The sequence below is a fragment of the Acinetobacter sp. Li1LvA2 genome (assembly GCF_056156705.1).
In genome coordinates, this window is the sequence record NZ_JBSICF010000002.1 from 379,993 (window position 1) to 405,703 (window position 25,711).

Genomic DNA, 25,711 nt, shown 5'->3' on the forward strand with positions numbered 1-25,711 from the left:
GGTGGGCAAAAAGAACAAATTATTTTCTTTTTACCCATTTTTTATAATAAATAACTTTTTAAAGTTTCACGAACTGACTCAGAAATTGGCACAGTCTTACGCGTTTCGCGATCTACAAACACATGTACAAAATGTCCTTGAGCTGAGGCTTGATCTTGACCTTGTTTAAAGATTGCCAATTCATAACGTAGTGAAGTCGTACCGATTTTACCAATCGCCACACCTACCTGAATAATTTCTGGAAATGATAACTCTTGTAAAAAGCTACAAGCTGAATCGACGACTAACCCAATTGATTTTGCTTCATGAATATCAAAACCTGTTTTTTGAATCAGTAATGCATTGGCTGCCGTATCAAAATAGCTATAATAAGTCACATTATTCACATGACCATAAATATCGTTATCTGCCCAACGAGTTTGAATGTCTAAAAAGAACTTAAATTGATCACGAGTTTTTAAAATGGGTTTAGTCATCAATGAATCGCCTGATAAATTGCCAAAGCAGCGGCTTCTGTCATGTCACGTGGATTATTTTGTAGTAAACGGGTTTGCAACATGGCATCTTCAGCAAGTCGAGGTAAGCTGGACTCGTCAATACCCAAATCTCTAAGTTTTAAGGTCAAGCCACTACGGTCTAAGTGGTTCTGCATGTGGTCAATAAACAGATCGCATAAACCATCAGTGCTGCCATTACTATATGGATCTAGCCATTGCATAAGCTCTGCATAATATTTTTTTGCATTTGGTGCATTAAACTTTAATACTTCAACCAACACTAAGGCATTGGTATGCCCATGTGATAAGTGAAAATGTCCACCTAGTGGATAAGCTAAAGCATGCACAGCAGCAACTGGCGAGTTCGCAAATGCTTGTCCCGCGAGCATTGAACCGAACAGCATGTTTTGACGCGCTTCTAAATCGTTACCATCTTTAAGAACTTTCGGTAAGTTATGGTTTAACAATTTCAAAGCATGCTTGGCTAAAATATCCGTATAAATATTTTTTTTATGTTTAGAGGTATATGCTTCAATAGCATGTACCATCGCATCAATACCTGTTGCAGCGGTAATATGAGCAGGAAGGTTTTGAGTAAAATTTGCATCAAGAATTGCAGTGTCAGCATATAGTACCGGAGAAACGATTCCCATTTTTGTCGTCTCACCTGTGGTGACAATTGAAATTGGTGTTACTTCAGAACCTGTACCAGCTGTCGTTGGAATTAGGATAAGCGGAAGGCGAGCTGTGGTTACCTGATTTACGCCATACATGTCTTGCAAATTTTGGGTCTGGTTAGGGTGAGCGAGTAAAGCAATAACTTTTGCAACATCTAGAGAACTACCACCACCAAACCCAATAATGGCATCTACATTTTGCTGTTTCGCATAATTGGCTGCATCTAAAACGACTTGTTCAGGTGGGTCAGCCTGAACATCAGCGTAAATGACATATTCAATATTGAGGTTATCTAAAATTTGAAGAATGGGCAGGTGTAATTGATTTTTGACCATACCTGCATCTGTGACTAGCAATAGTTTACGGTAAGCTTTTGAAGACAAAATATTTTGTAATTCTTGTATAGAGCCTAAGCCAGAGATGATATTTGGAACGGTTTGAAATTGAAAATGGCTCATATACATTATTTCCTTATTTTTGAAAATTATTGTCGAATGGTTCTATAAGATTCAATCTTCAAATAAATTAGCATAAGACACTTTAAAATAAAGTAGTTCTGGGGCAATTATGTTGAGTGTTATATGAGATAGTCACTACTTTCATGTGGTCAGAGTCAGACGATAGACGGAGATCATGCAAGTAATTTAAAAGATCATCAAAAGGTGGGCTTTTTGTTATTTATACTGTTCAGTAGATTTTCCTGAAGGCTGCTAATTCATATAATGTCTTAACAATTTATAATTTTATTCGGTTCAAAAAGTGAAAATTTCTAAAACTTTACTTAGTGTTATTGGATGTACTTGCTTCATGCTGAGCTCCGCAGTAATGGCTAAAACTAGCTCTAGCGTCTATTCACCTAAAAAGGGTGTAATTTGTGACAAATATATTTGTGCTGACAAAAAGGGTGTATCTAAAAAACTTACAGCCAAATACTTAGGAACTTACAAAGCCAACAGAGCATTCTCTCAAGGCGATTTTGATACTTCAGCATTTACACTCTCAAATGGTGTGTTCTGTGATACCAAGACAAAATTATGCCATGTCGATCGATACTTTGAGAATGGGTACCGTAGCAAGATTGATAGACCTATGACTGATAAACTTTTTAAAAATAAATAATTTTTGTCTTCATGTTGTTTAAAAGCCCATAATATTTGGGCTTTTTTATATCTAAATAAAAAGTTATTCCTTATTTCTGCGAGGAATGAGTTTTAGTTCCAGATTATTAAGATCTATGATTTGATTAGATGAATCAACAAGCTTTAATTTGAGTTGATCATCTGAATTCTTCTTAAAAACTTTCACAACATCTTTATCTGCTTCAATAAAATTACTACCAGATTCAAGCATGGCAATCAAAACAATATTTAAGCTTTTACCTTTTTTGGTGAGTAAGTATTCTTTACGCTCTCGTACACCCACTTCCTTATAAATTGATAGTTCAAATATTTCTAATTGAATGAGGTGTTTTAGACGATTAGATAAAATTTGCTTCGATATACCTGTATTTTCAAGAAAATCATTAAATTTCGTTACGCCGTAAAAAGCTTCTCTCAACAATAGGATCGTCCAACTATCGTTCAATATCTCAGCAATTTTGAAGATTCCACATACATCTACTGAAAATCTTTGATCTGGAATAATATTTGACATTCTAGGAAGCTCCAATTAACATGAGTCTATAATTTAGACCTAGACTTAATTCAGGTAGTCTTATGCCATTTATAAATATACAAACTATAGAGGGTTTACTAGATAAAGATAGTAAAGCCGAGCTTTTCAAACGAATAACAGATTTATTTGTCGAGATAGAAGGAAAGGGAAATCCAGCTTTTCAAGAGCATGTCTGGATACGAATTGATGAATATCCGCCTGAACAGTGGCAATTAGGTAGCTTAAGGCCAACGAAGGAAATGATTGAGTTGATTAGCAACGTTAAATGATTATTTTAGGTCTTTTACTAAAGCTGTATTAGAAAATCATAAGTTGTACATTAAGTAGTTGCTAACCTGTTTTAAGATGTAAAAGCTCTCTTCGGAGGGCTTTATTATTTTATTCAAAATTAGAAGGTCAGCTACTTTGTCGACTGATTTATCAACTTTTAATCTATTGATAAACATTATTTTCCTTTTCAAGCCCTGTGAGTTTTGACAAAATGCAACACGTCACAATGGTCAATTCGATTCTGACAATAATTTATAGTTCTGTCAGGGTTTTACATGCTCCATATTTATTTCTATTTAATTCAAATGCTTGGAAGTAGTTTCTAATGGAAACACAATATAAGGTGTTATGCGTCTGTTTAGGAAACATTTGCCGTTCTCCCACGGCCGAAGTGGTTTTCAGACATTATTGTGATGCACATCAACTTAATGTCATTGTCGATTCAGCTGGAACGAGTAATTATCATCCAAATAAAGCACCTGATCAGCGTAGTCAGTTGCACGCTAAAAAAAGAGGTTATGACTTGTCGTCTTTACGTGCAAGGCAGCTTTCAACACAAGACTTTTTAGAGTTTGATTTGATTTTGGCAATGGATCACCAAAACTTTGATGATATTCATGACATGCTACAAAGTGCGGTTTCTCAGTTTGGTACTCATCAAATTCGTGCAAAAGTAGCTTTAATGAGTGAGCATGATCCTCAATATCTACAACAAGCTTTACCTGATCCTTATTATGGTGGTGCTGATGGCTTCGAGCGCGTACTTGACCAATGCGAGTCTAGTAGTTTGGCGTGGATTAATATTTTAAAAAAACAATTGAATGTTTAAGAATAGGTTTTTCAACACAATGCAAATTCAGAATCAGGTACAGCTTAAGCCATTCAATACATTAAGTTTAGATGCAACAGCCTCACATTACACAAAAGTCGGTAATATTCAGGATATTGAAGAAGCTTTGGATTTTGCTAAGCAGCATCATTTAAATGTACTTGTGTTATCGGGCGGTAGTAACATGTTGTTGCCGCAGCAGATCAATGCCTTAGTGATTCATCTTGATATTCAAGGAATTGAAGTATTATCTGAAGATCATGATTTCGTTCGGGTTAAAGTAGGTGCAGGTCAAGTCTGGCACGATTTTGTTTTATATAGCACTCAGCAAAATTGGTTTGGTTTGCAGAATCTAGCGCTTATTCCAGGCTTAGTAGGTGCTTCACCTGTACAAAACATTGGTGCTTATGGGGTAGAGGTTGGTGAGTTTATTGAGTCGGTACAAGTGTATGACCGTAAATTAAAAGAAACTCAAACTATTTTAGCCGCAGAATGCCATTTCGCTTACCGCCATAGTATTTTTAAAGATGATCCGAACCGTTACATCATCACACATGTCACTTTTAAATTACTTAAACAGCCAAATTTAAAACTTAACTATGGTGATTTGAAGCAAGCAGTTGGTGATAATCAGACTGCTGAGAACTTACAAAATCAAGTGATCCATATTCGCCAAAGTAAACTCCCTGATCCAAAAGAGTATCCAAATGTAGGTAGTTTCTTTAAAAACCCGATTGTTAATCCTCAAGAATTTGAACGTCTAATCACACAATTCTCAACAATTCCACATTATCCTCAAGCCAGTGGAAACGTTAAAATTGCAGCAGGATGGTTAATTGATCAGGCGGGGTGGAAAGGGAAGCAACTCGATATGGTGGGGATGTTTCATAAACAGGCATTAGTTTTGGTGAATTATGCCAATGCATCTCTTACTGATGTAAAGAAAACTTATCAGGCTGTACAACATGATGTTGATCAGCGTTTCCATATTATGTTAGAACCAGAGCCTGTGCTTTATAACAGTTTAGGTTTAATTGAAAATCATACGGAATAGTTTTATGCCAAAAGTACACTTAATGGTACGTTTAGTACAAGTAGTCACCGTGCTATTTGTACTATTAGGCTGTTTCGTGGTTTTTTTATATTCGCCGTTTTATTCAAAATTAATTGTAGCTGGACTTAATTATTTTGTACCGGTTGATGTGAATCAAGTTGCCGCTGAAAGTCAGAGACAGGCTGCATTAAGTGAACATGATAATTTAGAGCCGGGTTCAAATCTATGGATTGCTCGTCAAGCGTATTTAAAGCTGACTGAAAAAGCTTTACGTGAAAAAAAGACAACAGATCTGACTTATCTTCAAGAAAACTATAAGGCTTTGCAGCAAATTATTCTTTTGGAAGAAAAGGAACAAGATTCAGAGGCGGCCGCTTCTGTAACGGTTCCTTTAGTCGTGAAAAACTCAGAAATTGATGCTGCTGATGAAGCAAGTAGCCCTATTGATGAGGCACTCTTTATTAATAGTTCAGAAAATAAGGCCCTTACAGAGCAATATACCGAGTTTTTAGCAAGAAAACCTGTAGTGCCAGAACACCAGAAAGCTGTTAGCGAGCCTGAACAGAAAATCGAGTATGTTCGTAAAAACCCTTTACCAGCCTCATCTAAAAAGTTATCACAGCCTTATGCAATTGTTGTATTAGGTGGTGGTTTGACGCTTGATAAAAATGGAAAAGATATTGTAGTTAATGGTTATACACGCTTGAGACTGGAAAAAACTTTAGAAGTTGAAAAACAAAATCAGCTTCCTATTGTACTGAGCGGTGTTGAAGCACCTTATATGCAAGCTTGGTTAAAAGAGCGCGGCGTTGATGCAAAGTTACTAGAAAAACGTAGTATGAATACTTGTGAGAATACAAGATTTAGTTCTCTATTGCTTCAGAAAAAGGGTGGAGCACCGACGGTCATGTTGGTTACAGATGAATACCATATGCCACGTACTCGCCGATTATTTGCTTTAAATGGTATAGAAACAATACCTGTGGTGGCTCCAATGCCAACACCACTGACACGCTGGCAACCAAGTGTGCAAAATTACGATCATAGCCGTCGTGCAAATTATGAATTACTTGCGACAATTCGCGACATGTTGTTTGGCTCAAGCGATTGTCGAGAGGTACCTTAATGTCAGATATCCCATTTCTCAATCCTGCCGTATTAAAACAATTAGATTTGCCGGTTCCTAACCGTGATCTTACGCCACAGGTTTTAAGTCCACTTAATTTAAATACCTTAGAAGAACCGTCTCGAGATTTACTAGCTTACCGTAAGTTATATGGTTTGCATTTACTTGAATGTGATCATTGGCAGGGCTATGTTCAAATGCCTTTGTTCCGATTACATGTGCAAGTTTTCAAGCCTAAAGTAGAAAAAATACAAGGTACTGTCTGCTTATTACATGGCTATCTTGAGCATAGTGGTATTTATCAGCCCATTATTCGTGAAATTCTTGAACAAGGCTTTAGTGTCATTACCTATGACTTACCAGGGCATGGTTTAAGCAATGGCTCACCAGCAAGTATTCAAAATTTTGATCACTATCAACAAGTTTTAATGGCTGTTTATCAATATGTAAAACATGCAGATCAGTTACCAAAACCTTGGGTAGGAATTGGTCAAAGTACGGGTGGTGCAATTTGGATGCATCACTTATTGGAATATGCTGAAAAACGCCAAGATCCGATTGTAGATAGAGTTTTGCTACTTTCTCCTTTGATTCGTCCTGCAAAAACAGCATGGTGGCATAACCCAGTTGGATTGGGCATTATTCGCCGTATTAAGCGCCAAGTACCAAGACACTTTAGACGTAATAATCATAATCCTGAATTTTTACGTTTCATTCGTTTAAAAGATCCTTTGCAGCCTCGAATGATGGGCATGGATTGGATTCTGGCAATGTCTAAATGGATGCAAGAAATGGAAGAGCGGCCAGCTTGTCGTATTCCCGTCTGGCTTGCACAAGGTGCTCTCGATCAGACAGTTGATTGGCGTTACAACATTGAATTTATTCGTCGTAAATTTAGGCTGCAAACGTTATTAATGCTAGAAGAAGGGTCTCATCAATTAATTAATGAACGTGCGGATATACGTGCAGCTTTAACGGGATTGATTCCAGCATTTTTACATGCGAAGCCAAAACATTTTTATTATTAAAAAATAATGCATCTATCCAAAAAATGGATAGATGCATGACTTAATCTTTGTACTTTATTTTGAGTTTTGATAAAGCTGCATAAAGTTTGTATACACGGAAGATTGTTTTTGTGGACTATACATATTGCGTTCAATCGTTCCTTTATCAGTTTTTATCAACACATTTACATTTTGAGCATTTTTAAACTCTTGCAAGAATTTACTTGGAATGACAAAGTAAGTTGTTGAGTGTTTAGGAACTAATCGGCTCACATTTGTTTTTTCAGTGGCTTGAGCTGGTTCATAATTAAATTTTTTGCCATCAATATCAAATGTTAATGAGTTAATATCATAAAAGTTATAACTACTACTTAAATGAACATCTACACGAAGCTGATTTTTTTGATTCTCGTTCCATTTCACGAGTAAGCTTGGGCATAGTTCAGTTGGTGAGCAGTTTAGCTGACCCGCTGTCTTTACCTCTTTAGGAGCTGTTGTACTAACCTGTGTGGTGCTACAAGCTGCTGTAAGTAGACATGAACCCAATAAGAGTAGAGATTTCTTCATCATATAAATTCCAAGAGAGTATGCTTAATATTATTTATGTTAAGTGTAGTAAATTTTGACATAAATTAACGCATAGATGGACTTAAAAATACAAATGGTTTTGCAATTTTAAAAGAAGAAGTGGCATCACCTGCATATATATGGCTTTGATCGGGGCCTAAATCTAGTCTACGTGTTTTACCATCTTTAAAATTAATCTTTTTCAAATCAACCCAAAATACATTTGGTGATAGTGCTGACTCGAAAAAGTAAAGCATCTGTTTATGATCGGCCACAGTTCGCCAGCGAGTTGAAGAGATATTCGGTTCTTCTTGAGTATTTAGTCCATAAGGAACAGACGCATTTCGAATGACACTAAATACAGAGGCTTGAGCTTGTTTACTATCATCATTTTTAGGAATTGCATTAATGTAAAAAGACGCGCGCGCAAAGCGATCAGATGCTCGATTTGTACCGGGGAGCATGATTGTTCCACCAATTTGTTTCCAATATTCGGCAAGGGCGAGTTGCTTATCGAAAGTAGGCGAGTTAGTCATGACCTGATAGCTGCGGCTATGGTGAATAACCTGCTTTCCGTCAATATATTCAATAATTGCACTATCACCTGTTTTATCAGAAATAGATAAATGTAGGGTAGTGAGTCTTGATTCACCAGGAACGCTATCTGTAACTATTGTGTACGGTTCTTTCTCAAGAACTCTAACAGCCTCATCAACAGTTGCGAAGTTATCGAGTACATATTGTGCCCAAGCAGCAATGCTGAGTAGCGGTTTATTAGATTTTTTTACATCGGGATACTCAGATTCAACTAACCATAAGACATTAGCAACTAATCCAGCTTCATTCATTCCATCTGTTGTGGAAACTTCATAGCCTGTGGCAATTACACTTCCATATTTAGACGTCCATTTAATTGATTTAGATCCGGCACTTCCATCACGAGAGACTCCACTCGGCATAATCCACAAATTTGTACCCGTATCAACTTTCCAGTCCATTGAGCGAGCAGTAATAATATGTTGGTTATTACCTAAATATACGGCACGTGTACAAGCAACAGCATAGCTACTTAAACCTACTGCTAGTGCGACAAAAGAAGAGATGAATGTTTTTTTCAACATGATGAGATACCTTTTTGTTATAAGCATTAAAAAAATTTTTATTAAATAAAATTAAATTGTGTACGTTATTTATACTTTTATATTAGGTGAAAAATCTATTAAAGACAAATTAAAAGGGTAATGAAATTTAAGAAAAACTCACATATTAATTTCAAATATAGAAGAGCATCACACTATAAATGTAATGCTCAACATATCAAGTTAATATAAATTAAAAGTGATTAGCATCCGCCATATTCCACATCCGATAATAAAAATTATCATCGTCATTATTAAGTTCAGACTGTAAAAGCTCGCCTTCTTTTAAGAAAAAATGCAATTGAGCATAGTTCTTAATTTCACGGTCATTTACTCGCTGAGCCAAATGGTGGGCTTTAATATCCGAAGGATGACGTAAACCGGCTGCAGCAATCATTTCTGATAATGCATGCAATGTATTTTTATGAAAATTAAATACACGTTCTGATTTAGTGGGTACATCAATTGCTTTTTGACGGTCTTTATCTTGGGTTGCAACACCTACAGGACACTGGTTAGTGTGACAGCTTTGTGCCTGAATACATCCAACAGCAAACATGAAACCACGTGCTGAATTAACCCAATCTGCACCTAGCGCAAAAGTACTGGCAATATCGAAGGCACTAATGATTTTACCACTCGCACCAATCTTAACTTGATCTCTTAGTCCTGCACCCACAAGGGTGTTATGAACAAAACGTAGGCCTTCACGTAATGGAGTACCAATATTGTCGCTAAACTCAATCGGTGCTGCGCCTGTACCACCTTCAGATCCATCAACGACTATAAAGTCAGGAACAATTTTTGTTTCTAGCATTGCTTTAACAATACTCATGAATTGCCAAGGTTGACCAATACATAGTTTAAAACCAACTGGTTTACCGCCAGATAATGTGCGCAATTTCTGTAAGAAATGCATCATTTCAATAGGAGTAGAAAAACTAGAATGCTTTGCAGGAGAAATACAGTCATGATCGCGAGAAACCCCACGGATTTGTGCAATTTCTGCGGTAATTTTATGTTTAGGTAAAATACCACCATGGCCTGGTTTTGCGCCTTGGGAAAGCTTCAGCTCAATCATCTTGATCTGTGGTAATTGAGATTGCTTGGCAAACTTTTGCTCGTCAAATTTCCCATCTAAAGTACGACAGCCAAAATAACCGCTGGCAATTTGCCAAACAATATCACCGCCATTTTCCAGATGATAAGGGCTTAAACTACCTTCGCCAGTATCATGATAGAAACCACCTAACTGCGCACCTTTATTTAACGCACGAATTGCGTTGGCACTTAAACTACCAAAGCTCATGGCAGAGATGTTCATAATTGATGCACTATACGGTTGAAGGCATTGTGCATTACCCACCTGAATACGAAAGCTCTTTGGATCTGCTGGTGGACAAGGGCTTATTGAATGGACAATGAATCGATAATTCTCTTGATAAACGTCAATGATTGAACCAAATGGTTTATCTGCATTTTCATTTTTAGCACGCTGATAAACTAGACTTCTTTGCATACGAGAAAAAGGTAGAGCATCTTGGTCCGCTTCAATAAAGTATTGGCGAATTTCTGGGCGTATATCTTCAAATAAAAAACGGAAATGCCCCATAATTGGGTAGTTTCTTAGAATTGAATGTTTATTCTGCAAAACATCATAAAGGCCTACTAAACTTAGCGCACCCGTAAGCACCCATAACCCGTTAAGGAGAGTATCTGAAATAAAATAATAGATACTATGAGGGGTGTATACGGTTCGAAACCATGTAATGCTCAGTGCAGTAAAAATACATAAGAACCAGAGAGAATGGCGCGAAAAGAATGTATTGAGAAATTTATGTCGAATGATTTGTGCTGGACTCGCCATATTGGAACAAATTCCTAATGTTTTACTGGTACATACCTTGCCAAGAAGCAAGTGAAACTACAAGTGTGGAATTGTTAGTCTCAAGATAAAGCGAACAGTACAGCCGTGGTTCACTCAATTTAGAAATAGATTTTTAAAGAAAATATTTAAGCGATTAATAATATCTATTTGGGAGGTTTAGGGGATTAAATAAATTATCAAATACTTAATTATTAAGTTGATATATTTTATAAATTTTTAGTTGTAGTTGTAATAAGAACTATTTCTATTAAATGTTTTTATTAAAAGGGGTAATTAAATTTAACTTTAGATTTAATTAATAATAACTTTTTTTGTTTGTATATTTTTTGATTTAATTAATGTTGTGCTATTTAATTATTTTTTGCTAGTATAAATAAATTGAAATAATTATTTTTAATAGACATTACTACAACTATATAAGATTCTAAAAAATCATTTAAGGACTGAAATGAATTGGAAGCTATTAATCTGCTCTGTTTTTCTCACAGAGGTTATTCTCTTAACTTTAATGTTTTATCTCGGTTTTGATCTAGATACTTTCAAAATAGTTGCTTTAGTACAAAGTATATTAGTTGCTGCAACTATAATATTTGACTCGATGGAAAGAAAGAATAATCCTATCTTTCCTGGATCTATCGTTTATCCATTACTTGGTATTTTATTTGTTTTTGGGTTTACACCTATTCTAGATTTTTTTGCAGAAAGACCTAAAGGATTCCATAGCTGGGACATTAAAAATATTTTAGTCATTGGGTCGCAAAGTGCAGATTATCAATTTAGGGAATTAGCTTGGTATGGTAAAGCCTATATACAGTTAGGTTTTGCTATGGTCGGTGGATTTCTTGGTTTGATTTTTCATTTAATTTTTAGAAATAGTTAAGCTAACACGCCCTCCTTCTCGTAGAAGGAAATAGTGTGCAATTGCTGAAAATTATTGAAAAATCCTAAAAATATCTATAAGTTACTTAGACTTCTTATTCATAAAATATTCTTTTGTTATTCATTTAAAATATATAGAACAATCAGTAGCTTACTTTTTGTCCATAATTTTTTTTACCAAAAATTAAAAAAATATAAAATACTAAAAGTGATGGTAAACTTTAACTAATGAAAATCTATAATTTTTTTAGTAAAACTAACAAAAGCTAGATGAAATTATCGAAAATCGACATAAAAAGCGCGCTAAACCCTAAAAATTTTTATAATTGAGAAATTCATCAGAAGTTGAATTGTTAATTGATATTTAGAATGAAACTTATATTAGTGTTTTTGTTGTTTTTTTGTATTATGCGCCGTAAGTAGAGTAAAAAAATAACGCTTTGAAAAAACAATCAGAAAAGCTAGTGATTGTGATGGGGAAGGCTAGTTTTTACATCTATTAATTTTATTGGCGTAATGTAAAAAGGTTTTTAACCATGAAAAATTCTCTCATTTTATCAGTAATTACTTTGGGTTTAATGTCTATCAATGCCGCAAATGCTGCAACTGCAACAGGTACTTTGACCGTTAAAGCAACAATTACAAATAGCTGTGTATTGAATACTTCAGCTACAGGTACAACAGCTAACGCAGTTTTAGATTTTGGTACTTTAAGTTCTCTTGCAAGCAATGTAGACGCAGACACCACAACGACAGGTGGTACTGCAATTAAAGTTTTATGTAACAACACTGTGCCATGGACTTTGGCTTTCGATGCTGGCAAAAATGCTCAAACGACTCAACGTCGTATGATTGGTGGTGCAACTAGCAACGAATATATTCCTTACAACCTTTTCTCTGACACTAACCGTGCAACAGCGATTGGTATTGCAACTACTGCTTATAGCGGTACTGGTACTGGTGCACCACAAACAGTTAACGTCTATGGTCGTATTCCAGCTGGCTCAACTTTACCAAGTGCTGGTAGCTATGTTGATACTGTGACTGTAACAGTAACTTATTAATTTTTAATAAGTTTTATTGTGTCATTGCTAGCTCTTGATTTAGAGAGCTAGCCTAATTTGAGAAAAGTCGTTCTGGGCAAATCATGAGAAAAAATATCTTTGTTACTACAAGTTTATTATTATTTTTGCCTAGTATGCTGAATGCTGCATCAATTCGTCTTTCGCCTGTAAGTGTTGAAATATTAAGTGATCAAGCTGCGTCCTCAATTAGTTTGTATAATCAGTCAAATGAAAGTAGTGATTTGCAGGTACGTGTATTTGAATGGCGCCAAAATGCTGGGCAAGATCAATTAATACCTACAGATGAGATCGCGATTAGTCCACCATTTTTAAAATTACAACCTAATGATTCTTATAACTTACGTGTAGTTAGAATTAATCCAGTACCAGTTTCTGGTGAACAAACCTATCGTATAATTATTGATGAGCTACCAAAACCGATTGATAACCGTAAAGTAGATCAGGGGGTTAACGTACTACTACGTTCTTCATTGCCCCTATTTGTAGTCAATAAGGACGCAATGACTAAACTTACTTGGTCAATTCAGCAAGAGCAAAATAATTCCTCTCTTATAATTAATAATGTTGGAAATCGACATGCACTTTTAAGCAATCTAACTCTTGTTGATACAACAGCAAATAAAAGTTATGCAATTAAAGTAAATACAGTGAATGGTTATATTCTTGCTGGCAAAGCAAGAAATTTTAATATCAGTCCTGATTTTAAATTTCAAACGGATCATAAATATAATATTTCATTGAATATTAACGGTAAGCAAACATCTCTTTAAAGAGGCACACATGAAATATCTCGTAAGTGCCTTATGTGTTATGTACTTGCCGATTCATGCTTTTGCTGAATCATTGCAAGATAGCACCAATGCTGCTTTACCAAGTATTCCGGAAGTTACAAGTTCTTCTCATCAGGTATTCATTTCTGATAAGGCATACACACAGCTTTTCTTAAAGATTTCTATTAATTCGAGTATTTCAACAGATTTGATCTCGGTGCGCCAAGATCAAGATAGAAAACTGTATATCCGTTCTCGTGACTTGAAAGTTTTAAGGGTGAAAATGGATGAGCAGACTCCTGATAATCAATGGGTGTGTATTGATGAACTAAAAGGAATCCGGTTCAAATATCTAGAGAATGAACAGGCTCTAAATTTACAAGTTCCATCGAACATGCTGACGGATTATTCAGTTGACTTAAATGGTCAGCAGATCACCAGTCCTTATTTGCTGAAAATGAAGCCCTTAAATGCGGCTATTCTGAACTATAGTTTATATAACACCGTAACCAATGACGAGAATGTTTTCTCAGGTTCGGCAGAAGGGATCTTTAACAGCGCAATTGGTAACTTTTCTTCAGGTGTTTTATACAACGGTAGTAATGAAACGAGTTATAGCCATGAAAAATGGGTGCGCTTAGAAAGTAAGTGGCAGTACGTAGACCCAGAAAAGATCAGGATATATACCTTAGGGGATTTTATTTCCAATAGTTCTGACTGGGGTAGCAGTGTACGTTTGGCGGGTTTTCAATGGTCGAGTGCTTATACTCAACGAGGTGATATTGTCACTTCAGCACTGCCACAATTTTCTGGCTCAGCCGCACTTCCTTCAACTTTAGATTTATACGTTAACCAACAAAAGATTTATTCAGGCCTTGTGCCATCAGGTCCATTTGACATTAAACAGCTCCCGTTTATTTCAGGTAATGAAGTCACACTTGTGACCACTGATGCAACGGGTCAGCAGAGCATTACCAAACAGGCTTACTATTTTTCATCAAAAATTCTGGCAAAAGGTATTAATGAATTTTCAGTAGATGTCGGCGTTCCACGCTATAACTACGGACTGTATTCAAACGATTATGATGATGCCACTTTTGCTTCGGGTGCGATTCGATATGGTTACAGCAACTCACTGACCTTAAGTGGTGGTGCAGAGGCTTCAACAGATGGTTTATCAAATCTAGGCACTGGTTTTGCCAAGAACCTGTTTGGTTTTGGGGTAATTAATGCTGATATTGCAGCGAGCCAGTATAAAGATGAAAACGGTTATTCTGCTTTGCTTGGATTAGAAGGGCGTATTAGTAAAAATATTTCATTTAATACCAGCTACCGTAAGGTATTTGATAATTACTTTGACCTTGCCCGTGTGTCTCAAATTCGATATTTAAAAGATAATCAATCCGATGATGAACCAAAAAATTATTTAAGTTACAGTGCGCTGGCAGATGAGATTTTTAGGGCAGGCATTAACTATAATTTTTACGCAGGCTATGGTGCTTATCTGGGCTATAACCAGATCAAATATAGCGACAACTCTAATAAATTAGTGTCTGCCAATTTAAGTGGAAGCCTGAACAAAAACTGGGGCTTTTATGCATCAGCGTATAAAGATTATGAACACCAAAAAAACTATGGCATTTACTTTGCGCTGCGCTATACCCCATCTAGCCGAGTCAATGCAATTACAAGTATTTCTAATGAAAGTGGTAAAACAACGTATAGACAAGAAATAAATGGATTTAGCGATCCACAAATCGGTGCATTTGGATGGGGAGGTTATGTTGAGCGTGATCAAGATGTGAATCAAAACAATGCATCGGTCTATGCTTCTTATCGTGCTCGTGCAGCTTACCTGACAGGTCGATACAATCGAATTGGGGATAACGACCAAGTTGCACTTTCTGCGACAGGATCATTGGTTGCGGCAGCAGGGCGAATTTTTGCGGCTAATGAAATTGGTGATGGCTACGCAGTCGTGACCAATGCTGGGCCACAAAGCCAAATTTTAAATGGCGGGGTAAATTTAGGAGCAACTGATGGAACTGGTCGATTCTTAATTGCAAATTTAAGACCTTATCAGCTTCATCATATCTATCTAGATCCATCATATTTACCTTTAGAGTGGGATGTTAAATCCACTAACCAAACAGCATTCGTAGGTTACCGCCAAGGAGCTTTGATTGACTTCGGTGCTCATCGGGTCATTTCTGGATTAGTGAAGCTTGTTGACCAAAATAATTCACCGTTATTACCAGGTTATACGGTTCGCATTAATGGGCAACAAAATGGTGTAGTTGGCTATGACGGTGAAGTATTTATTCCAAACCTCTTAAAGCAAAACAAACTTGAAGTCGATCTTTTGGATCATGGCTCATGCCAAGTTAATTTTGCGTATGAAAATAAGCAATACAGTGCTAAAAAAATGGGGCCTTATATATGTCGATAACTACTGCGAGTCATAGTTTTTGGATGAAGAATGAAAAGTTTTCATTGGCCATAAAGTATATTTTAGCACCTGTTTTGTTTTTTATATTATATGCATTTTTTAGCTCTGCACATGCTGCTTGTGCGGTAACTGGAACCACTAATGGTACGTATACCTATACGGCTGCCACTATTAATAGTGATGCTACTATTACCTATACGGGAACCATTCGCTGTACGAATGTGGGAAGTACTGCTCAAATATCACAATACATGTGTATGAAGACTGTATTTACAGGGGCAACCACTGCGAATAATAGTGTGACCTTACCTTATACTGTTACGGCAACTGTAGGTGGGGCTGGCTCTTCTACCACGAATCAAACTTCAAATGTTTGGTATGGTCCAGTTACAACGGTTGCACCAAGTAATATTATTAGTTACTCAGTAAGTATTAAAGTTCCAGCGAGATCGGGTTCCTTAACCGCCTATCCAATAGGAACTTATACAGGCTCCATTCAACTATTCTGGGACATGCAAGCAAATTCGAGCAGTGTTTGTGAGGGGAATAGTGGGGGGGGGTGGGATTCAGGTAATACCACTATCACTGCTAATTATATTGTACCGAGTTTGTGCCAATTAGATTCCACATCAAATGTGGATTTTGGCAATATTAATGATATTGGTACGACGAGTCGTGATTACACAGCTCAAGGAGTAGTGAACACCACTTGTAATAATAGTACGCCATACAGTATTTATTTGGGCGATGGAAATAACCGTATTGTTGGTGGTTTTAGACGTATGACAAATGGCAGTAGTGAGTATATTCCTTATCAATTATATAAAGATTCTAACTATAGTACGGTATGGGACACTACTGGTGGTGTAAACACGGTGGGAGGTTCTGGAGGTGTTTCTAAAACAGGCTCAGGCAGTGCCCAAAGTACAAATGTTTATGGGAAAATTCCGCAGGGTACAACTATTTCAACGACACCTGGTAAGTACTCAGATACGATAGTTGTTACAGTAACTTATTAATAATCTGTTAGAATTTGATGTTGAGTCTGTTTTTATATTGAGTTGCTCATGCGAATAGTCATGAGGTTTAGATTTGATTTTTTAATTGTTCTAATTTGAAGAGGGTGTAAAAGCTTTTAAAGGAAAGATAGATGTAAAAAGGTAATCAACGGTAATGTTGTTTTAGAATAAGTAAAAACAGAAAAAGGCAAATTAAAAAAATAAGAAAAAACATCTGATGAATAAATACCTTATGAATATTAAATGTATTTTTACACAAGTTAACAGATTGTACAAATTAAATTACAGTTGTCTTATATTCATTTAGTCTTTCTTATCAATAAAAAAAGCTTTTAAAGGCGAAGTAAGCTATTAATAATTTAGTTATTTGTATTGGAAAACAAAGTGTTAAAATTGTGGGGTTGGGATGCTTTGAATATACAATTATCTCTAATTTTAACCTATTGAAACTACTAAGGTTTACAACTTGTTCCAACCACTTACAATCCAAACCAGACTCGGCGGATTCTACTTTTTTTACTATTCCATTGTTGGTACGTTTATGCCTTATTGGAATTTATATCTTCAAGATCAAGGGTTTAATTATCAAGAAATTGGTGTTTTATCATCAATTGCGATTGTAACTCGTTTTTTTGCGCCTTTAGTATGGGGATGGGTTGCCGACAAATCTGGTAAGCGAATGCTGTTAGTGCGGCTGGCCACTTGGATGGAATCATGTATATGGTTAGCTATTTTTATAGTGCCAAATACGTTTCAATCCATAGCTTTACTCATGCTTATTTTTAGCTTCTTCCAAAATGCTATTTTAGCTCAATTTGAAGGGGTTACTTTATTTTGGTTGGGTGATCAAAAAGCTAAACTTTATGGCAAAATTCGTAAGTGGGGATCTGTTGGATTTATTGTCGGTGTATTTGTTATTGGTGCGCTTCTGGAAATAGTACCTATTTCGATGCTTCCAATTTTATTATTAATTATTGCTTCATTGGCATTTATTTGGTCTTTTACCATTCGGGAACCAGATGGTGCACCTGCCTCACAGAAAAAGTTAGAGTCTTTACTTCCTGTATTAAAGCGCCCGACAGTAGCTGCATTTTTCACAATTGAATTTATTTTACTTTTTTCACATGCACCTTTTTATAGTTTTTATAGTAACTTTCTAAAATCTTTGAATTTCAGTACGACTGAAATTGGATTTTTATGGGCAATAGGGGTTTTTGCTGAAATTTTTATGTTTTCAATTGCCTCAAAGATTTTTCAACGTTTTTTGTGGCGTAGTTTAGTCATTGTGTGTTTGCTAGTGACGAGCATACGTTGGATGTTAGTTGCACTATTTTCACATTACTTTGTTGGTCAGCTTTTTGCACAGTGTTTGCACGCTTTTAGTTTTGGTTTATTTCACTTAATTGCAATGAGAGTTATTTTTCAAAACTTCTCTGCTGGACAGCAAGGGCGTGGACAAGCTCTTTACAGTACCATGTGGGGACTCGGTGTAGCTTTTGGTAGTGTGCTGGCTGGGCATTTCTGGAAAATTCTTTCTGGTGAACTCATTTTTATGTGTGCCAGCGTGGTTGTACTGTTAGGTTTGTGCTTTGTAATGTGGCTTCCGAAACAAGTCGATTCTTCAGCTGCCTAAGCTTGAGATAATCTAAAACAAAGAGTTTATATTGAAAAAAGCAAGTAAATATTAAATTGTTTGATGACTTGTTGTGGCACGTTACAGTTGAAAAATATTGTTTTTATATGGTTATGGAACAGTGATTTTGTCAAAAAATATGCTAACTTAACTTCATGCGTTTAATGATTAATAAATCTATGAAAAATATTTATATTATTGGATTATTGTGGGCTTGTTCTGGTTTAGCTGTGGCAGAAACGGCTACTCAACAGCCAGCCGAACAACCCGTTCGGACTGCAAGTAATCCTAATGCTATACGTATTGTTACGCGTCCTGAAATTATGGGATTATGGGGAATGGAAATTCCAAATAATAAGAAATGTGTGGAATATTATAACTTCCGTAGTAGTAATGATGTAGTGATCAAAAGTGGTCAAGAGTGGTCATACGGTTTATATGAATATCAACCATCTGATGACCCTAAAGAGCAGTTAGCTGCTTTAGTGATGCAAATTAAATTTGATAATAATAAAGTAGATTGTTCGGGTCAGAAACAAGATCAAACAGGTGATGTTTCTCAGTATTTTGTACAGTGGAAAAATGACCATACTATCAACTTCTGTTCAACCGCTAAGGGTGAGCAGTGTTTTGCGACTTTACGTAGAGTCCTACCATAAACTAATGGATATAAAAAAAGCCTCTTACGTATAAGAGGCTTTTTTTATTATGCAGTTTCAGCTTTCTTCTTTTCTTCCAATTGCTTTAACAAGTGCTTTTCAAGGTAATGGATGTCCATTGCTTGAGAACAGAAGCTCTTATCTTGCAAAATGAGATCTTTATGCAGAGGAATGTTAGTTTTAATTCCTGTAAGGATCATTTCATCTAACGCTTGACGCATACGAGCAAGTGAAGTTTCACGGTCTTTACCATGAGAAATCAATTTAGCAATCATAGAGTCATAGTAAGGTGGAATGCTATATTCTGGGTAGATATGAGAATCTAAACGAATACCAGCACCGCCTGGCGCATAGAAACTTTCAATTTTACCTGGTGAAGGTAAGAAAGTTGTTGGATCTTCAGCATTGATACGACATTCGATTGCATGACCATTAACTTTGATATCTTCTTGTTGAAGCTCTAGTCCTAGGCCGCCTGCAATACGCAACTGTTGTTCAATAATATCAACACCAGTAACCATTTCAGTAACAGGGTGCTCTACTTGAACACGAGTGTTCATTTCGATAAAGAAGAATTCACCATCTTCAAATAGAAATTCAAACGTACCAGCGCCACGGTATTGCATTAACTGACATGCATGAACACATGCTTCTAAGATATCAGCTCGAGCTTGCTCTGGTAGATTTGGAGCAGGTGCTTCTTCTAACACTTTTTGGTGACGACGTTGTAATGAACAGTCGCGGTCATATAAATGAATCGCATGACCATTACCATCACCAAGAACTTGCACTTCAACATGGCGAGGTTTCTGTAAGAAGCGTTCCATGTAAACGGTATCGTCACCAAACCACATTTCTGCATCGCGCTGAGCTGCTTGAACTGATTCAAGTAGTGTATCTACACGCTCAACAATACGCATACCACGTCCACCGCCACCTGATGCCGCTTTAACAATAAGCGGGAAGCCGATTTCTTTAGCTTCTGCAAGGGCATTGTGGATGGTTACAGCATGGTCACAACCAGGTACAGTAGGTACACCAGCTTTTTTCATGGCAACAATCGCAGAAACTTTGTTCCCCATAAGGCGAATGTGTTCTGGACGTGGACCAATAAAAGTAAAACCTGAACTTTCTACAATTTCAGCAAATTCAGCATTTTCTGAAAGAAAACCGTAGCCGGGATGAATAGCATCGGCACCGGTAATTTCTGCAGCAGTAATAATTGCCGGGATATTTAAATAGCTATCACTACTTGCACCGGGACCAATACATACTGCTTCATCAACAAAACGTAAATGCATCAAATCTTTATCAGCATCTGAATAGATACCAACAGTCTTGATTCCTAATGTTTTGCAAGCCCGGGTAATTCGTAAAGCGATTTCACCACGGTTTGCAATTAAAACTTTTTGCAACATAGACGTCCCCGAGGTAATTACGCGCGATAACGGAATAAAGGTTGACCGAATTGGATTACATCGCCATTTTTCACTAAAATTTCTTCAACCACGCCACTTTGAGTTGCTTCAATTGGGTTCATGATTTTCATTGCTTCAATAATACCCAAAGTTTCACCAGCAGATACAGTTTGACCTACTTTAACAAATGGTGCTTCGCCTGGGCTTGGAGCAGCGTAGAACACACCAACCATTGGAGAAGTTTCAACTGCTCCTCGTGGTGTTTTTGCAACTGGTGCTGCTGCAACAGGAGCTGCCGGAAGTGCTACACCAGCCGCAGCAACGACTGGACTACGGCGAGTTAAAGCGATTGATTGATCACCTTCTTTAACTTCAATCGCTTGCAAGTCAGACTCAATCATTAAATCGATGAGTTTCTTAATTTTGCGGATATCCATGGGCGACTATTCCTAAACTAGTTTGGGTTAGATGGTTGAATTTTTTCAATAGCGTAATCGAGTGCAAAACTATAACCTTTTGCACCAAGACCACAGATCACGCCAATTGCTTTATCGGATAAATATGAATGATGTCTAAATGCTTCTCTTGCATGGACATTCGACAAATGTACTTCAATAAATGGAATGGCAACGCCGAGTAGGGCATCGCGTAGAGCAACGGAAGTATGGGTGAGGGCCGCAGGATTAATAATAATAAGTTTTACGCCTTCGGTTTGTGCCTGATGAATACGGTCAACAATGGCACCTTCCCAATTGCTTTGAAAAGTATCTAATGTAATTGATGCGTTTTGAGCTTGGATAACGAGTTGTTGGTTAATATCACCTAGGGTAAGATGACCATATACTTCTGGTTCGCGTTTTCCCAGCAAATTCAAATTCGGTCCATGAATCACCAAAATGGTCGAACTCATTCAGATTGCTCCAGCTCTAAAGTTGCAAATATTCTTTGCAAGATGTCTGCAAAGTTTGCTTATTATGGCATATGTTTCTACAATTTTTTTATAATTTGTTTTAATTGTCGCAGAAAGGGTATACCAAATTCGGCTTATATATTGTAAATTTTGCGATGATTTAGCAATGTTAAAAAATGACAAAATTTCAAGTAATTTAATGAAGCTCATTTTAAACTGAATTGACAAAAACAGTTCATGTATTTTGTGTAACGGCTGTAGAATTCTCTCCAATTACAAGTAGCTCATTCCATCGAGTTAGATAGTTTTTTGAACGGTGACATTGTTTCATATGCCAAGATGGACTACTGGAATGATAACCGACTTGTAGATAGTGACTGCCGAATCGATTACGAACTGTACTTAGTGTTTTCATGAGTTGTTGTCTTTGCTGAATTAACTCAAGAGGTTGCCATAAGTCATCAATGTGATGTTGACGGGCGTGCAAACCACAAAATAATACTCCAATCTTAATGTACTTTTTATTTTCTTTATATAAAACATCAATTTGTTGCATGGCTGCTTTAGTTAATATGCATAGGTCATCTGTTGCATACGTTAAACCTATCGCTTGAGATGATGCTTTTTTATAAGGTGGTTTATCTGTTTTTTCATAAAGCATGACCTGAATACAGGCACACAGCTGTTCTTGTTTCATTAAGCGCCGATGAGCGCGATTGAGATGAAAGATGAGCGCTTGTTTAATAATCTCAATGCTGGATAAAGCTTGAGCGAAACTTCGTGATGCTAAAATTCGTTTTGTGACGATGGCAGGATCATCGAGTTGGATACAGGATTGGCCTTTTAGCTCACGAATAGTACGTGCCATAACCACAGAGAAAGCTTTTGCGAGATGGTGTTCATTGGCAAAAGTTAAGTCTAGGCATGAATAAATTTCATAGCTTCGTAATTGTTTGACCAATTGGTAGCCAATTCCCCACACTTCTTTGACGGAAGTTTGTTGCATGAGGTCTTCAAGCAGTAGGGGATCTAAGGTAGTGAAATTACAAATTCCATTAAAGCTTTTAATTTTTTTAGCGTAGTGATTGGCTAACTTGGCCTGAGTTTTTGAATATCCGATGCCAATACAGCAAGGTAAGCTTAACCATTTTTCTAGGGTTTCTACCGCTTTGGCACAATGAGAATGAATATCTAGAGTTTGAAGATAAGGGGTTAAACGGATAAAGCATTCATCAATAGAATAAGCTTCTAAATCATCGGGTGAGAAGAATTCACCTAAAACCGAAAAAAAGCGACGAGACATCTCAGCATATAAAGTGTAGTTACTTGAATAGACATGTACGCCTGCTTGGAGAGCTTCTTCTTCGATTTGGTACCATGGAATACCCATTTTGATACCCATGTTTTTTGCTTCCTCACTGCGTGATACAACACATCCATCGTTATTAGAAAGCACGACAACGGGCACGCCAATAAGTTTGGGGTCAAATAGTCGCTCACAACTGACATAACAGTTATTAATGTCTACAAGCGCGTAAATTTCGCGGTGGGAGATGTCCATTCTGACTTGCCCCATTAAAAATATTGGTAAAACTACATATTAGTATTAGCTTTCATTAACAATCTAGTGAGGAATGTTGGTTAGAAAACTGTATTTTGAATATGTAACGAAATCAAGTTAACAAAATTTCTAGGGGAAAGCTAGGGGAGTTCCGACAGCCGACTTTTAGCTAATAAAGCAAAGAAAATAAAACTTTATTTTTTTATTAAAAAAGGAGATCGCGCTGATCTCCTTTTTTGTGAATCATTCTATGTCAGCTTTGATTACCACTTGTGACTATAAGTCACTTTAAGTGTTGCACCATTTGCCACCAAATGGCTAGTGTTATCACCCGATCTTAATAATTGGCTATAAAGAGGATAGTATTTACGGTTAAACATGTTCTCTAAACCAATCGTCACAGTGTCTTTTTTGTTAAGTGCAAAACTACTGATTAAATCAGCTGTTGTATACGTTTTTACATCGTAGCGACCAAAACCATTTACACCATTTAAGCGGTAATCTTCTGAGCCGAAGTAAGTTGCTTGTAGGCGGTTGGTCCAAGTTTCAGTTGGGCTATAAGAAACATAAGCTGTTAGTTTTAATGGTGGAATACGGAAACCCGTCATGTCTTGTTCAGCACCGTTTTCAGGTGTTTCACGACCTTTCATCCACGTAACACTACCACCAGTTCCCCAAACATTAGCATCGTCAAGATAGTCAAAAGTTGCTTCAAGACCAGTAACTTTTTCTTTGGTTCTGCTAAGTGCCAGACCATTGCTGAAAGACTGCACAGCGCCTAGATCAGAAGTAGAGTGGAAGACGGCTAAGCTTGATGAGAAGTTATTGAAGTTTCCTTTCCAGCCTAATTCATAGTTATCAACTTTTACAGGTTCTAAAAATGAAGATGATAATTCATAATTTTTTTCCTTATCTGTATTATTGGCATTACGAATAATTACACCAACATCAGGTAATTGAAAACCTTGGTTAAATGATGCATAAATTGAGTGTTGGTCATTTGGAGAGAAAGTCACATTAGCATTGTACAACCATGCATCAGCTTTTACTTTTCCACCTTGATATACATAAGGGTTTGGCTTATATGATTGTGTGTTAGGATCAAATTGGGATAATGGAACAAAGCTATCAATTTGGGCATAGCTGTCTTCATAACGCGTACCAGCTTCTGCTGACCATTGGTCATTAAAGCGGTGTTTTAACTGTATAAAACCACCCACACTTTGCGTTGTAAGTTCAGGTAAATAAATGAGCTTGCCAGTTTTTACAAACTCTAGACCCCCAGATTGGTCATAAATATCAGGATCGAAAGTATCTAAAGGCATTTCGCTTTTTTCACGGCTAAAGTCACCACCCCAAACCAGTGAGGAGTCACCTAAAAACTCAAGCGGTGTGGTCACAGTTAAGCGGCTGCCAAGTATATTATTTTCTTGATAGATCTGGTCTACGTTACCACCCCGATTCGGATTTTTTCGTGCATCAAACGGTGAGAAACGTGTAAAGAAGTCTCGGTAATAAATTTGAGCATCAACTTTATTCCCAAACAGGTCTTTGTTTGTATAGGTCAAATTGTAGATCTGGTTTTCATTTTTATTTTGGTCTTTGAGCTTTAAGCCTTTAATTGCTTTCGCTGGTACAGTTCCAGCAGGAGCATTCTTCACACTTGGGTCAGATGCATAATCTGAGTCTTGCTCGGCATTGTAGTAGTTTGCAGCGAATTGTAGATATTGGTTGTCATCAATATGATAACCAAGCTTACCACCTACGCTGTAAGCATCAGCATCATATAAATCGCCCTGACTTGGTTCCGGTGCAACACGGTCACCACTTGCATCGTATGGGCTACCAATACGTTGATAACCAAAATCAAATGCATAATCAAATGCATTAAAGCTGCCTGTGAAATATTGGTGAATATCTCCACCCAAAGCATCAGAACGGAAATTCGTTAAAGGTGTTTGTAGTCCAATGACGGTTTTTGCGGTAGGTTCACCACCGGCAGCTTTTGTGGTAATTGAAATAATTCCACCCGCAGCACCACCGCCATAAATAGCATTACTGCCGCGAATCACTTCAATATTCGCAATACTTTCAGGATCAATTGCTGAAAGTCCACGTGATGTATCGCGTGTAAGGTTCATCGGCACGCCATCCACCAAGATCAGGGCATTACGACCACGTAAGGTTTGACCATAATCGGTAATGGTTCGGCTTGAGTCCGATAGGCCTGGTACGGCTTTCGCTAAAACAGTCGCAATACTTCCAGATGAACCATTTCTTAAAAGTTCAATTTGTTTTTCATCTAACTTGGTGACTTGTTTGGCAGAGGTAGAGAGTTCATCTGTCCGTGAAGCAGTGATTGTAATTGTAGGAAGTGCTTCAGGTTTCTTTTCTGTTTCTGTGGTTTCAGCAGGTGAAGCTGCAAATGCTGAGTTTGAAAGGAAAATAGCTCCACCAAGTGAAAGAAGTGGAATGATATTTTTAACTTCAGACTTTCTTGTAAAAAGTTTATTACTTTTTATGTTATTTCCCATTATCTCGCCCTGAGAGTGATTTTAAATTGAGCGAATTATAAATGAGAATCATTGTAATTAACAAT

24 protein-coding genes are annotated in these 25,711 nt (G+C 36.9%); 13 read left to right on the top strand and 11 right to left on the bottom strand.

Translation table 11 applies throughout. The annotated features are described in order from the left end of the window. Positions 1–41: 41 nt before the first annotated feature. Both ACS604_RS06400 and ACS604_RS06405 read right to left on the bottom strand, forming a co-directional pair. Positions 42–476 carry an acyl-CoA thioesterase gene (locus tag ACS604_RS06400; RefSeq protein WP_474770837.1) on the bottom strand — a complete coding sequence of 145 codons (435 nt, stop codon included), beginning with the start codon at positions 474–476 and terminating at the stop codon, positions 42–44. Continuing rightward, the gene (locus tag ACS604_RS06405; RefSeq protein ID WP_312823982.1) at positions 476–1,633 is read right to left on the bottom strand and encodes an iron-containing alcohol dehydrogenase; all 1,158 of its coding nucleotides are present in this window, start codon (positions 1,631–1,633) and stop codon (positions 476–478) included. The genes ACS604_RS06400 and ACS604_RS06405 overlap by 1 nt, the downstream gene beginning before the upstream one ends. A gap of 349 nt (positions 1,634–1,982) precedes the next feature. Here ACS604_RS06405 and ACS604_RS06410 point away from each other — a divergent pair, with 349 nt between their 5' ends. Further along, entirely contained in the window at positions 1,983–2,294 is a 312-nt protein-coding gene (locus tag ACS604_RS06410; RefSeq protein ID WP_474770988.1) for a YcgJ family protein, read from the top strand. A gap of 63 nt (positions 2,295–2,357) precedes the next feature. On the opposite strand, the gene ACS604_RS06415 is transcribed toward ACS604_RS06410, so the two are convergent. Beyond that, on the bottom strand, positions 2,358–2,828 hold the full coding sequence (locus tag ACS604_RS06415) for a winged helix-turn-helix transcriptional regulator (RefSeq protein WP_474770841.1): 471 nt from the start codon (positions 2,826–2,828) through the stop codon (positions 2,358–2,360). Positions 2,829–2,890: 62 nt separating this feature from the next. On the opposite strand from ACS604_RS06415, the gene ACS604_RS06420 reads away from it, so the two are divergent. The 5 genes from ACS604_RS06420 (at position 2,891) to ACS604_RS06440 (ending at position 7,156) form a co-directional block, all read left to right on the top strand. After that, positions 2,891–3,118: a tautomerase family protein gene (locus tag ACS604_RS06420; RefSeq protein WP_004791732.1), complete on the top strand. Its 228-nt coding sequence runs from the start codon at positions 2,891–2,893 to the stop codon at positions 3,116–3,118. Positions 3,119–3,444: 326 nt separating this feature from the next. After that, positions 3,445–3,948: a low molecular weight protein-tyrosine-phosphatase gene (locus ACS604_RS06425; RefSeq protein WP_005306419.1), complete on the top strand. Its 504-nt coding sequence runs from the start codon at positions 3,445–3,447 to the stop codon at positions 3,946–3,948. A gap of 19 nt (positions 3,949–3,967) precedes the next feature. Beyond that, positions 3,968–5,002 (top strand): UDP-N-acetylmuramate dehydrogenase, encoded by a 1,035-nt coding sequence (gene murB / locus ACS604_RS06430; protein ID WP_174745115.1) that lies wholly within the window; start codon positions 3,968–3,970, stop codon positions 5,000–5,002. 4 nt (positions 5,003–5,006) lie between these two features. Next, positions 5,007–6,128: a YdcF family protein gene (locus tag ACS604_RS06435; protein WP_174741053.1), complete on the top strand. Its 1,122-nt coding sequence runs from the start codon at positions 5,007–5,009 to the stop codon at positions 6,126–6,128. Further along, positions 6,128–7,156 carry an alpha/beta hydrolase gene (locus ACS604_RS06440; RefSeq protein ID WP_004791742.1) on the top strand — a complete coding sequence of 343 codons (1,029 nt, stop codon included), beginning with the start codon at positions 6,128–6,130 and terminating at the stop codon, positions 7,154–7,156. Before ACS604_RS06435 ends, ACS604_RS06440 begins: the two co-directional genes overlap by 1 nt. Positions 7,157–7,210: 54 nt before the next feature. On the opposite strand, the gene ACS604_RS06445 is transcribed toward ACS604_RS06440, so the two are convergent. The 3 genes from ACS604_RS06445 to ACS604_RS06455 form a co-directional block, all read right to left on the bottom strand. Next, positions 7,211–7,705 carry a hypothetical protein gene (locus ACS604_RS06445; RefSeq protein WP_174741055.1) on the bottom strand — a complete coding sequence of 165 codons (495 nt, stop codon included), beginning with the start codon at positions 7,703–7,705 and terminating at the stop codon, positions 7,211–7,213. 62 nt (positions 7,706–7,767) lie between these two features. Next, positions 7,768–8,823: a linear amide C-N hydrolase gene (locus ACS604_RS06450; protein WP_004791748.1), complete on the bottom strand. Its 1,056-nt coding sequence runs from the start codon at positions 8,821–8,823 to the stop codon at positions 7,768–7,770. 211 nt (positions 8,824–9,034) lie between these two features. Continuing rightward, the gene (locus tag ACS604_RS06455; protein WP_474770846.1) at positions 9,035–10,708 is read right to left on the bottom strand and encodes an FMN-binding glutamate synthase family protein; all 1,674 of its coding nucleotides are present in this window, start codon (positions 10,706–10,708) and stop codon (positions 9,035–9,037) included. Positions 10,709–11,177: 469 nt separating this feature from the next. Between ACS604_RS06455 and ACS604_RS06460 the strand changes: the two genes are divergently transcribed. From ACS604_RS06460 to ACS604_RS06490, 7 genes are all read left to right on the top strand, one after another. Next, entirely contained in the window at positions 11,178–11,609 is a 432-nt protein-coding gene (locus tag ACS604_RS06460; RefSeq protein ID WP_174732958.1) for a hypothetical protein, read from the top strand. A 535-nt stretch (positions 11,610–12,144) separates the two neighbouring features. After that, positions 12,145–12,672, top strand: a complete 528-nt coding sequence (locus tag ACS604_RS06465) for a Csu type fimbrial protein (protein WP_004791753.1) — start codon at positions 12,145–12,147, stop codon at positions 12,670–12,672. A gap of 83 nt (positions 12,673–12,755) precedes the next feature. Continuing rightward, a complete protein-coding gene (locus tag ACS604_RS06470; RefSeq protein ID WP_474770849.1) occupies positions 12,756–13,463 on the top strand; it encodes a fimbrial biogenesis chaperone in 708 nt (235 codons plus the stop codon). 40 nt (positions 13,464–13,503) lie between these two features. Next, positions 13,504–15,912 (top strand): fimbria/pilus outer membrane usher protein, encoded by a 2,409-nt coding sequence (locus ACS604_RS06475; RefSeq protein ID WP_474770990.1) that lies wholly within the window; start codon positions 13,504–13,506, stop codon positions 15,910–15,912. Then, positions 15,903–16,931 (top strand): Csu type fimbrial protein, encoded by a 1,029-nt coding sequence (locus ACS604_RS06480; protein ID WP_174730808.1) that lies wholly within the window; start codon positions 15,903–15,905, stop codon positions 16,929–16,931. The genes ACS604_RS06475 and ACS604_RS06480 overlap by 10 nt, the downstream gene beginning before the upstream one ends. A 466-nt stretch (positions 16,932–17,397) precedes the next feature. Next, on the top strand, positions 17,398–18,564 hold the full coding sequence (locus ACS604_RS06485; RefSeq protein WP_474770852.1) for an MFS transporter: 1,167 nt from the start codon (positions 17,398–17,400) through the stop codon (positions 18,562–18,564). 155 nt (positions 18,565–18,719) lie between these two features. Continuing rightward, positions 18,720–19,223, top strand: coding sequence for a hypothetical protein (locus ACS604_RS06490; RefSeq protein WP_004791762.1), 504 nt, complete (start codon positions 18,720–18,722; stop codon positions 19,221–19,223). A 47-nt stretch (positions 19,224–19,270) separates the two neighbouring features. Here the strand turns inward: ACS604_RS06490 and accC are convergent, their stop codons facing one another. The 5 genes from accC to ACS604_RS06515 all read right to left on the bottom strand — a co-directional run bounded on the left by accC (position 19,271) and on the right by ACS604_RS06515 (position 25,646). Continuing rightward, positions 19,271–20,641, bottom strand: a complete 1,371-nt coding sequence (gene accC / locus ACS604_RS06495) for an acetyl-CoA carboxylase biotin carboxylase subunit (RefSeq protein WP_004791764.1) — start codon at positions 20,639–20,641, stop codon at positions 19,271–19,273. A 17-nt stretch (positions 20,642–20,658) separates the two neighbouring features. Next, positions 20,659–21,078 carry an acetyl-CoA carboxylase biotin carboxyl carrier protein gene (locus ACS604_RS06500; RefSeq protein WP_004791766.1) on the bottom strand — a complete coding sequence of 140 codons (420 nt, stop codon included), beginning with the start codon at positions 21,076–21,078 and terminating at the stop codon, positions 20,659–20,661. Between the two features lie 17 nt (positions 21,079–21,095). After that, entirely contained in the window at positions 21,096–21,551 is a 456-nt protein-coding gene (aroQ, locus tag ACS604_RS06505; RefSeq protein WP_004791768.1) for a type II 3-dehydroquinate dehydratase, read from the bottom strand. Between the two features lie 235 nt (positions 21,552–21,786). Further along, positions 21,787–23,112 (bottom strand): Y-family DNA polymerase, encoded by a 1,326-nt coding sequence (locus ACS604_RS06510; protein ID WP_474770857.1) that lies wholly within the window; start codon positions 23,110–23,112, stop codon positions 21,787–21,789. 263 nt (positions 23,113–23,375) lie between these two features. Next, entirely contained in the window at positions 23,376–25,646 is a 2,271-nt protein-coding gene (locus tag ACS604_RS06515; protein ID WP_474770859.1) for a TonB-dependent receptor, read from the bottom strand. Between the last annotated feature and the right edge of the window lie 65 nt (positions 25,647–25,711).

Bases quoted from the DNA above. Each gene is read 5' to 3' on its own strand.
- ACS604_RS06415 (WP_474770841.1), bottom strand. From the start codon at position 2,828: ATGTCAAATATTATTCCAGATCAAAGATTTTCAGTAGATGTATGTGGA.
- ACS604_RS06515 (WP_474770859.1), bottom strand. From the start codon at position 25,646: ATGGGAAATAACATAAAAAGTAATAAACTTTTTACAAGAAAGTCTGAA.
- aroQ (WP_004791768.1), bottom strand. From the start codon at position 21,551: ATGAGTTCGACCATTTTGGTGATTCATGGACCGAATTTGAATTTGCTG.
- ACS604_RS06405 (WP_312823982.1), bottom strand. From the start codon at position 1,633: ATGAGCCATTTTCAATTTCAAACCGTTCCAAATATCATCTCTGGCTTA.
- ACS604_RS06470 (WP_474770849.1), top strand. From the start codon at position 12,756: ATGAGAAAAAATATCTTTGTTACTACAAGTTTATTATTATTTTTGCCT.
- ACS604_RS06460 (WP_174732958.1), top strand. From the start codon at position 11,178: ATGAATTGGAAGCTATTAATCTGCTCTGTTTTTCTCACAGAGGTTATT.
- ACS604_RS06455 (WP_474770846.1), bottom strand. From the start codon at position 10,708: ATGGCGAGTCCAGCACAAATCATTCGACATAAATTTCTCAATACATTC.
- ACS604_RS06450 (WP_004791748.1), bottom strand. From the start codon at position 8,823: ATGTTGAAAAAAACATTCATCTCTTCTTTTGTCGCACTAGCAGTAGGT.
- ACS604_RS06465 (WP_004791753.1), top strand. From the start codon at position 12,145: ATGAAAAATTCTCTCATTTTATCAGTAATTACTTTGGGTTTAATGTCT.
- ACS604_RS06475 (WP_474770990.1), top strand. From the start codon at position 13,504: ATGTACTTGCCGATTCATGCTTTTGCTGAATCATTGCAAGATAGCACC.
- ACS604_RS06435 (WP_174741053.1), top strand. From the start codon at position 5,007: ATGCCAAAAGTACACTTAATGGTACGTTTAGTACAAGTAGTCACCGTG.
- ACS604_RS06510 (WP_474770857.1), bottom strand. From the start codon at position 23,112: ATGGACATCTCCCACCGCGAAATTTACGCGCTTGTAGACATTAATAAC.
- accC (WP_004791764.1), bottom strand. From the start codon at position 20,641: ATGTTGCAAAAAGTTTTAATTGCAAACCGTGGTGAAATCGCTTTACGA.
- ACS604_RS06400 (WP_474770837.1), bottom strand. From the start codon at position 476: ATGACTAAACCCATTTTAAAAACTCGTGATCAATTTAAGTTCTTTTTA.
- ACS604_RS06440 (WP_004791742.1), top strand. From the start codon at position 6,128: ATGTCAGATATCCCATTTCTCAATCCTGCCGTATTAAAACAATTAGAT.
- ACS604_RS06445 (WP_174741055.1), bottom strand. From the start codon at position 7,705: ATGATGAAGAAATCTCTACTCTTATTGGGTTCATGTCTACTTACAGCA.
- ACS604_RS06420 (WP_004791732.1), top strand. From the start codon at position 2,891: ATGCCATTTATAAATATACAAACTATAGAGGGTTTACTAGATAAAGAT.
- ACS604_RS06410 (WP_474770988.1), top strand. From the start codon at position 1,983: ATGCTGAGCTCCGCAGTAATGGCTAAAACTAGCTCTAGCGTCTATTCA.
- murB (WP_174745115.1), top strand. From the start codon at position 3,968: ATGCAAATTCAGAATCAGGTACAGCTTAAGCCATTCAATACATTAAGT.
- ACS604_RS06500 (WP_004791766.1), bottom strand. From the start codon at position 21,078: ATGGATATCCGCAAAATTAAGAAACTCATCGATTTAATGATTGAGTCT.
- ACS604_RS06480 (WP_174730808.1), top strand. From the start codon at position 15,903: ATGTCGATAACTACTGCGAGTCATAGTTTTTGGATGAAGAATGAAAAG.
- ACS604_RS06425 (WP_005306419.1), top strand. From the start codon at position 3,445: ATGGAAACACAATATAAGGTGTTATGCGTCTGTTTAGGAAACATTTGC.
- ACS604_RS06490 (WP_004791762.1), top strand. From the start codon at position 18,720: ATGCGTTTAATGATTAATAAATCTATGAAAAATATTTATATTATTGGA.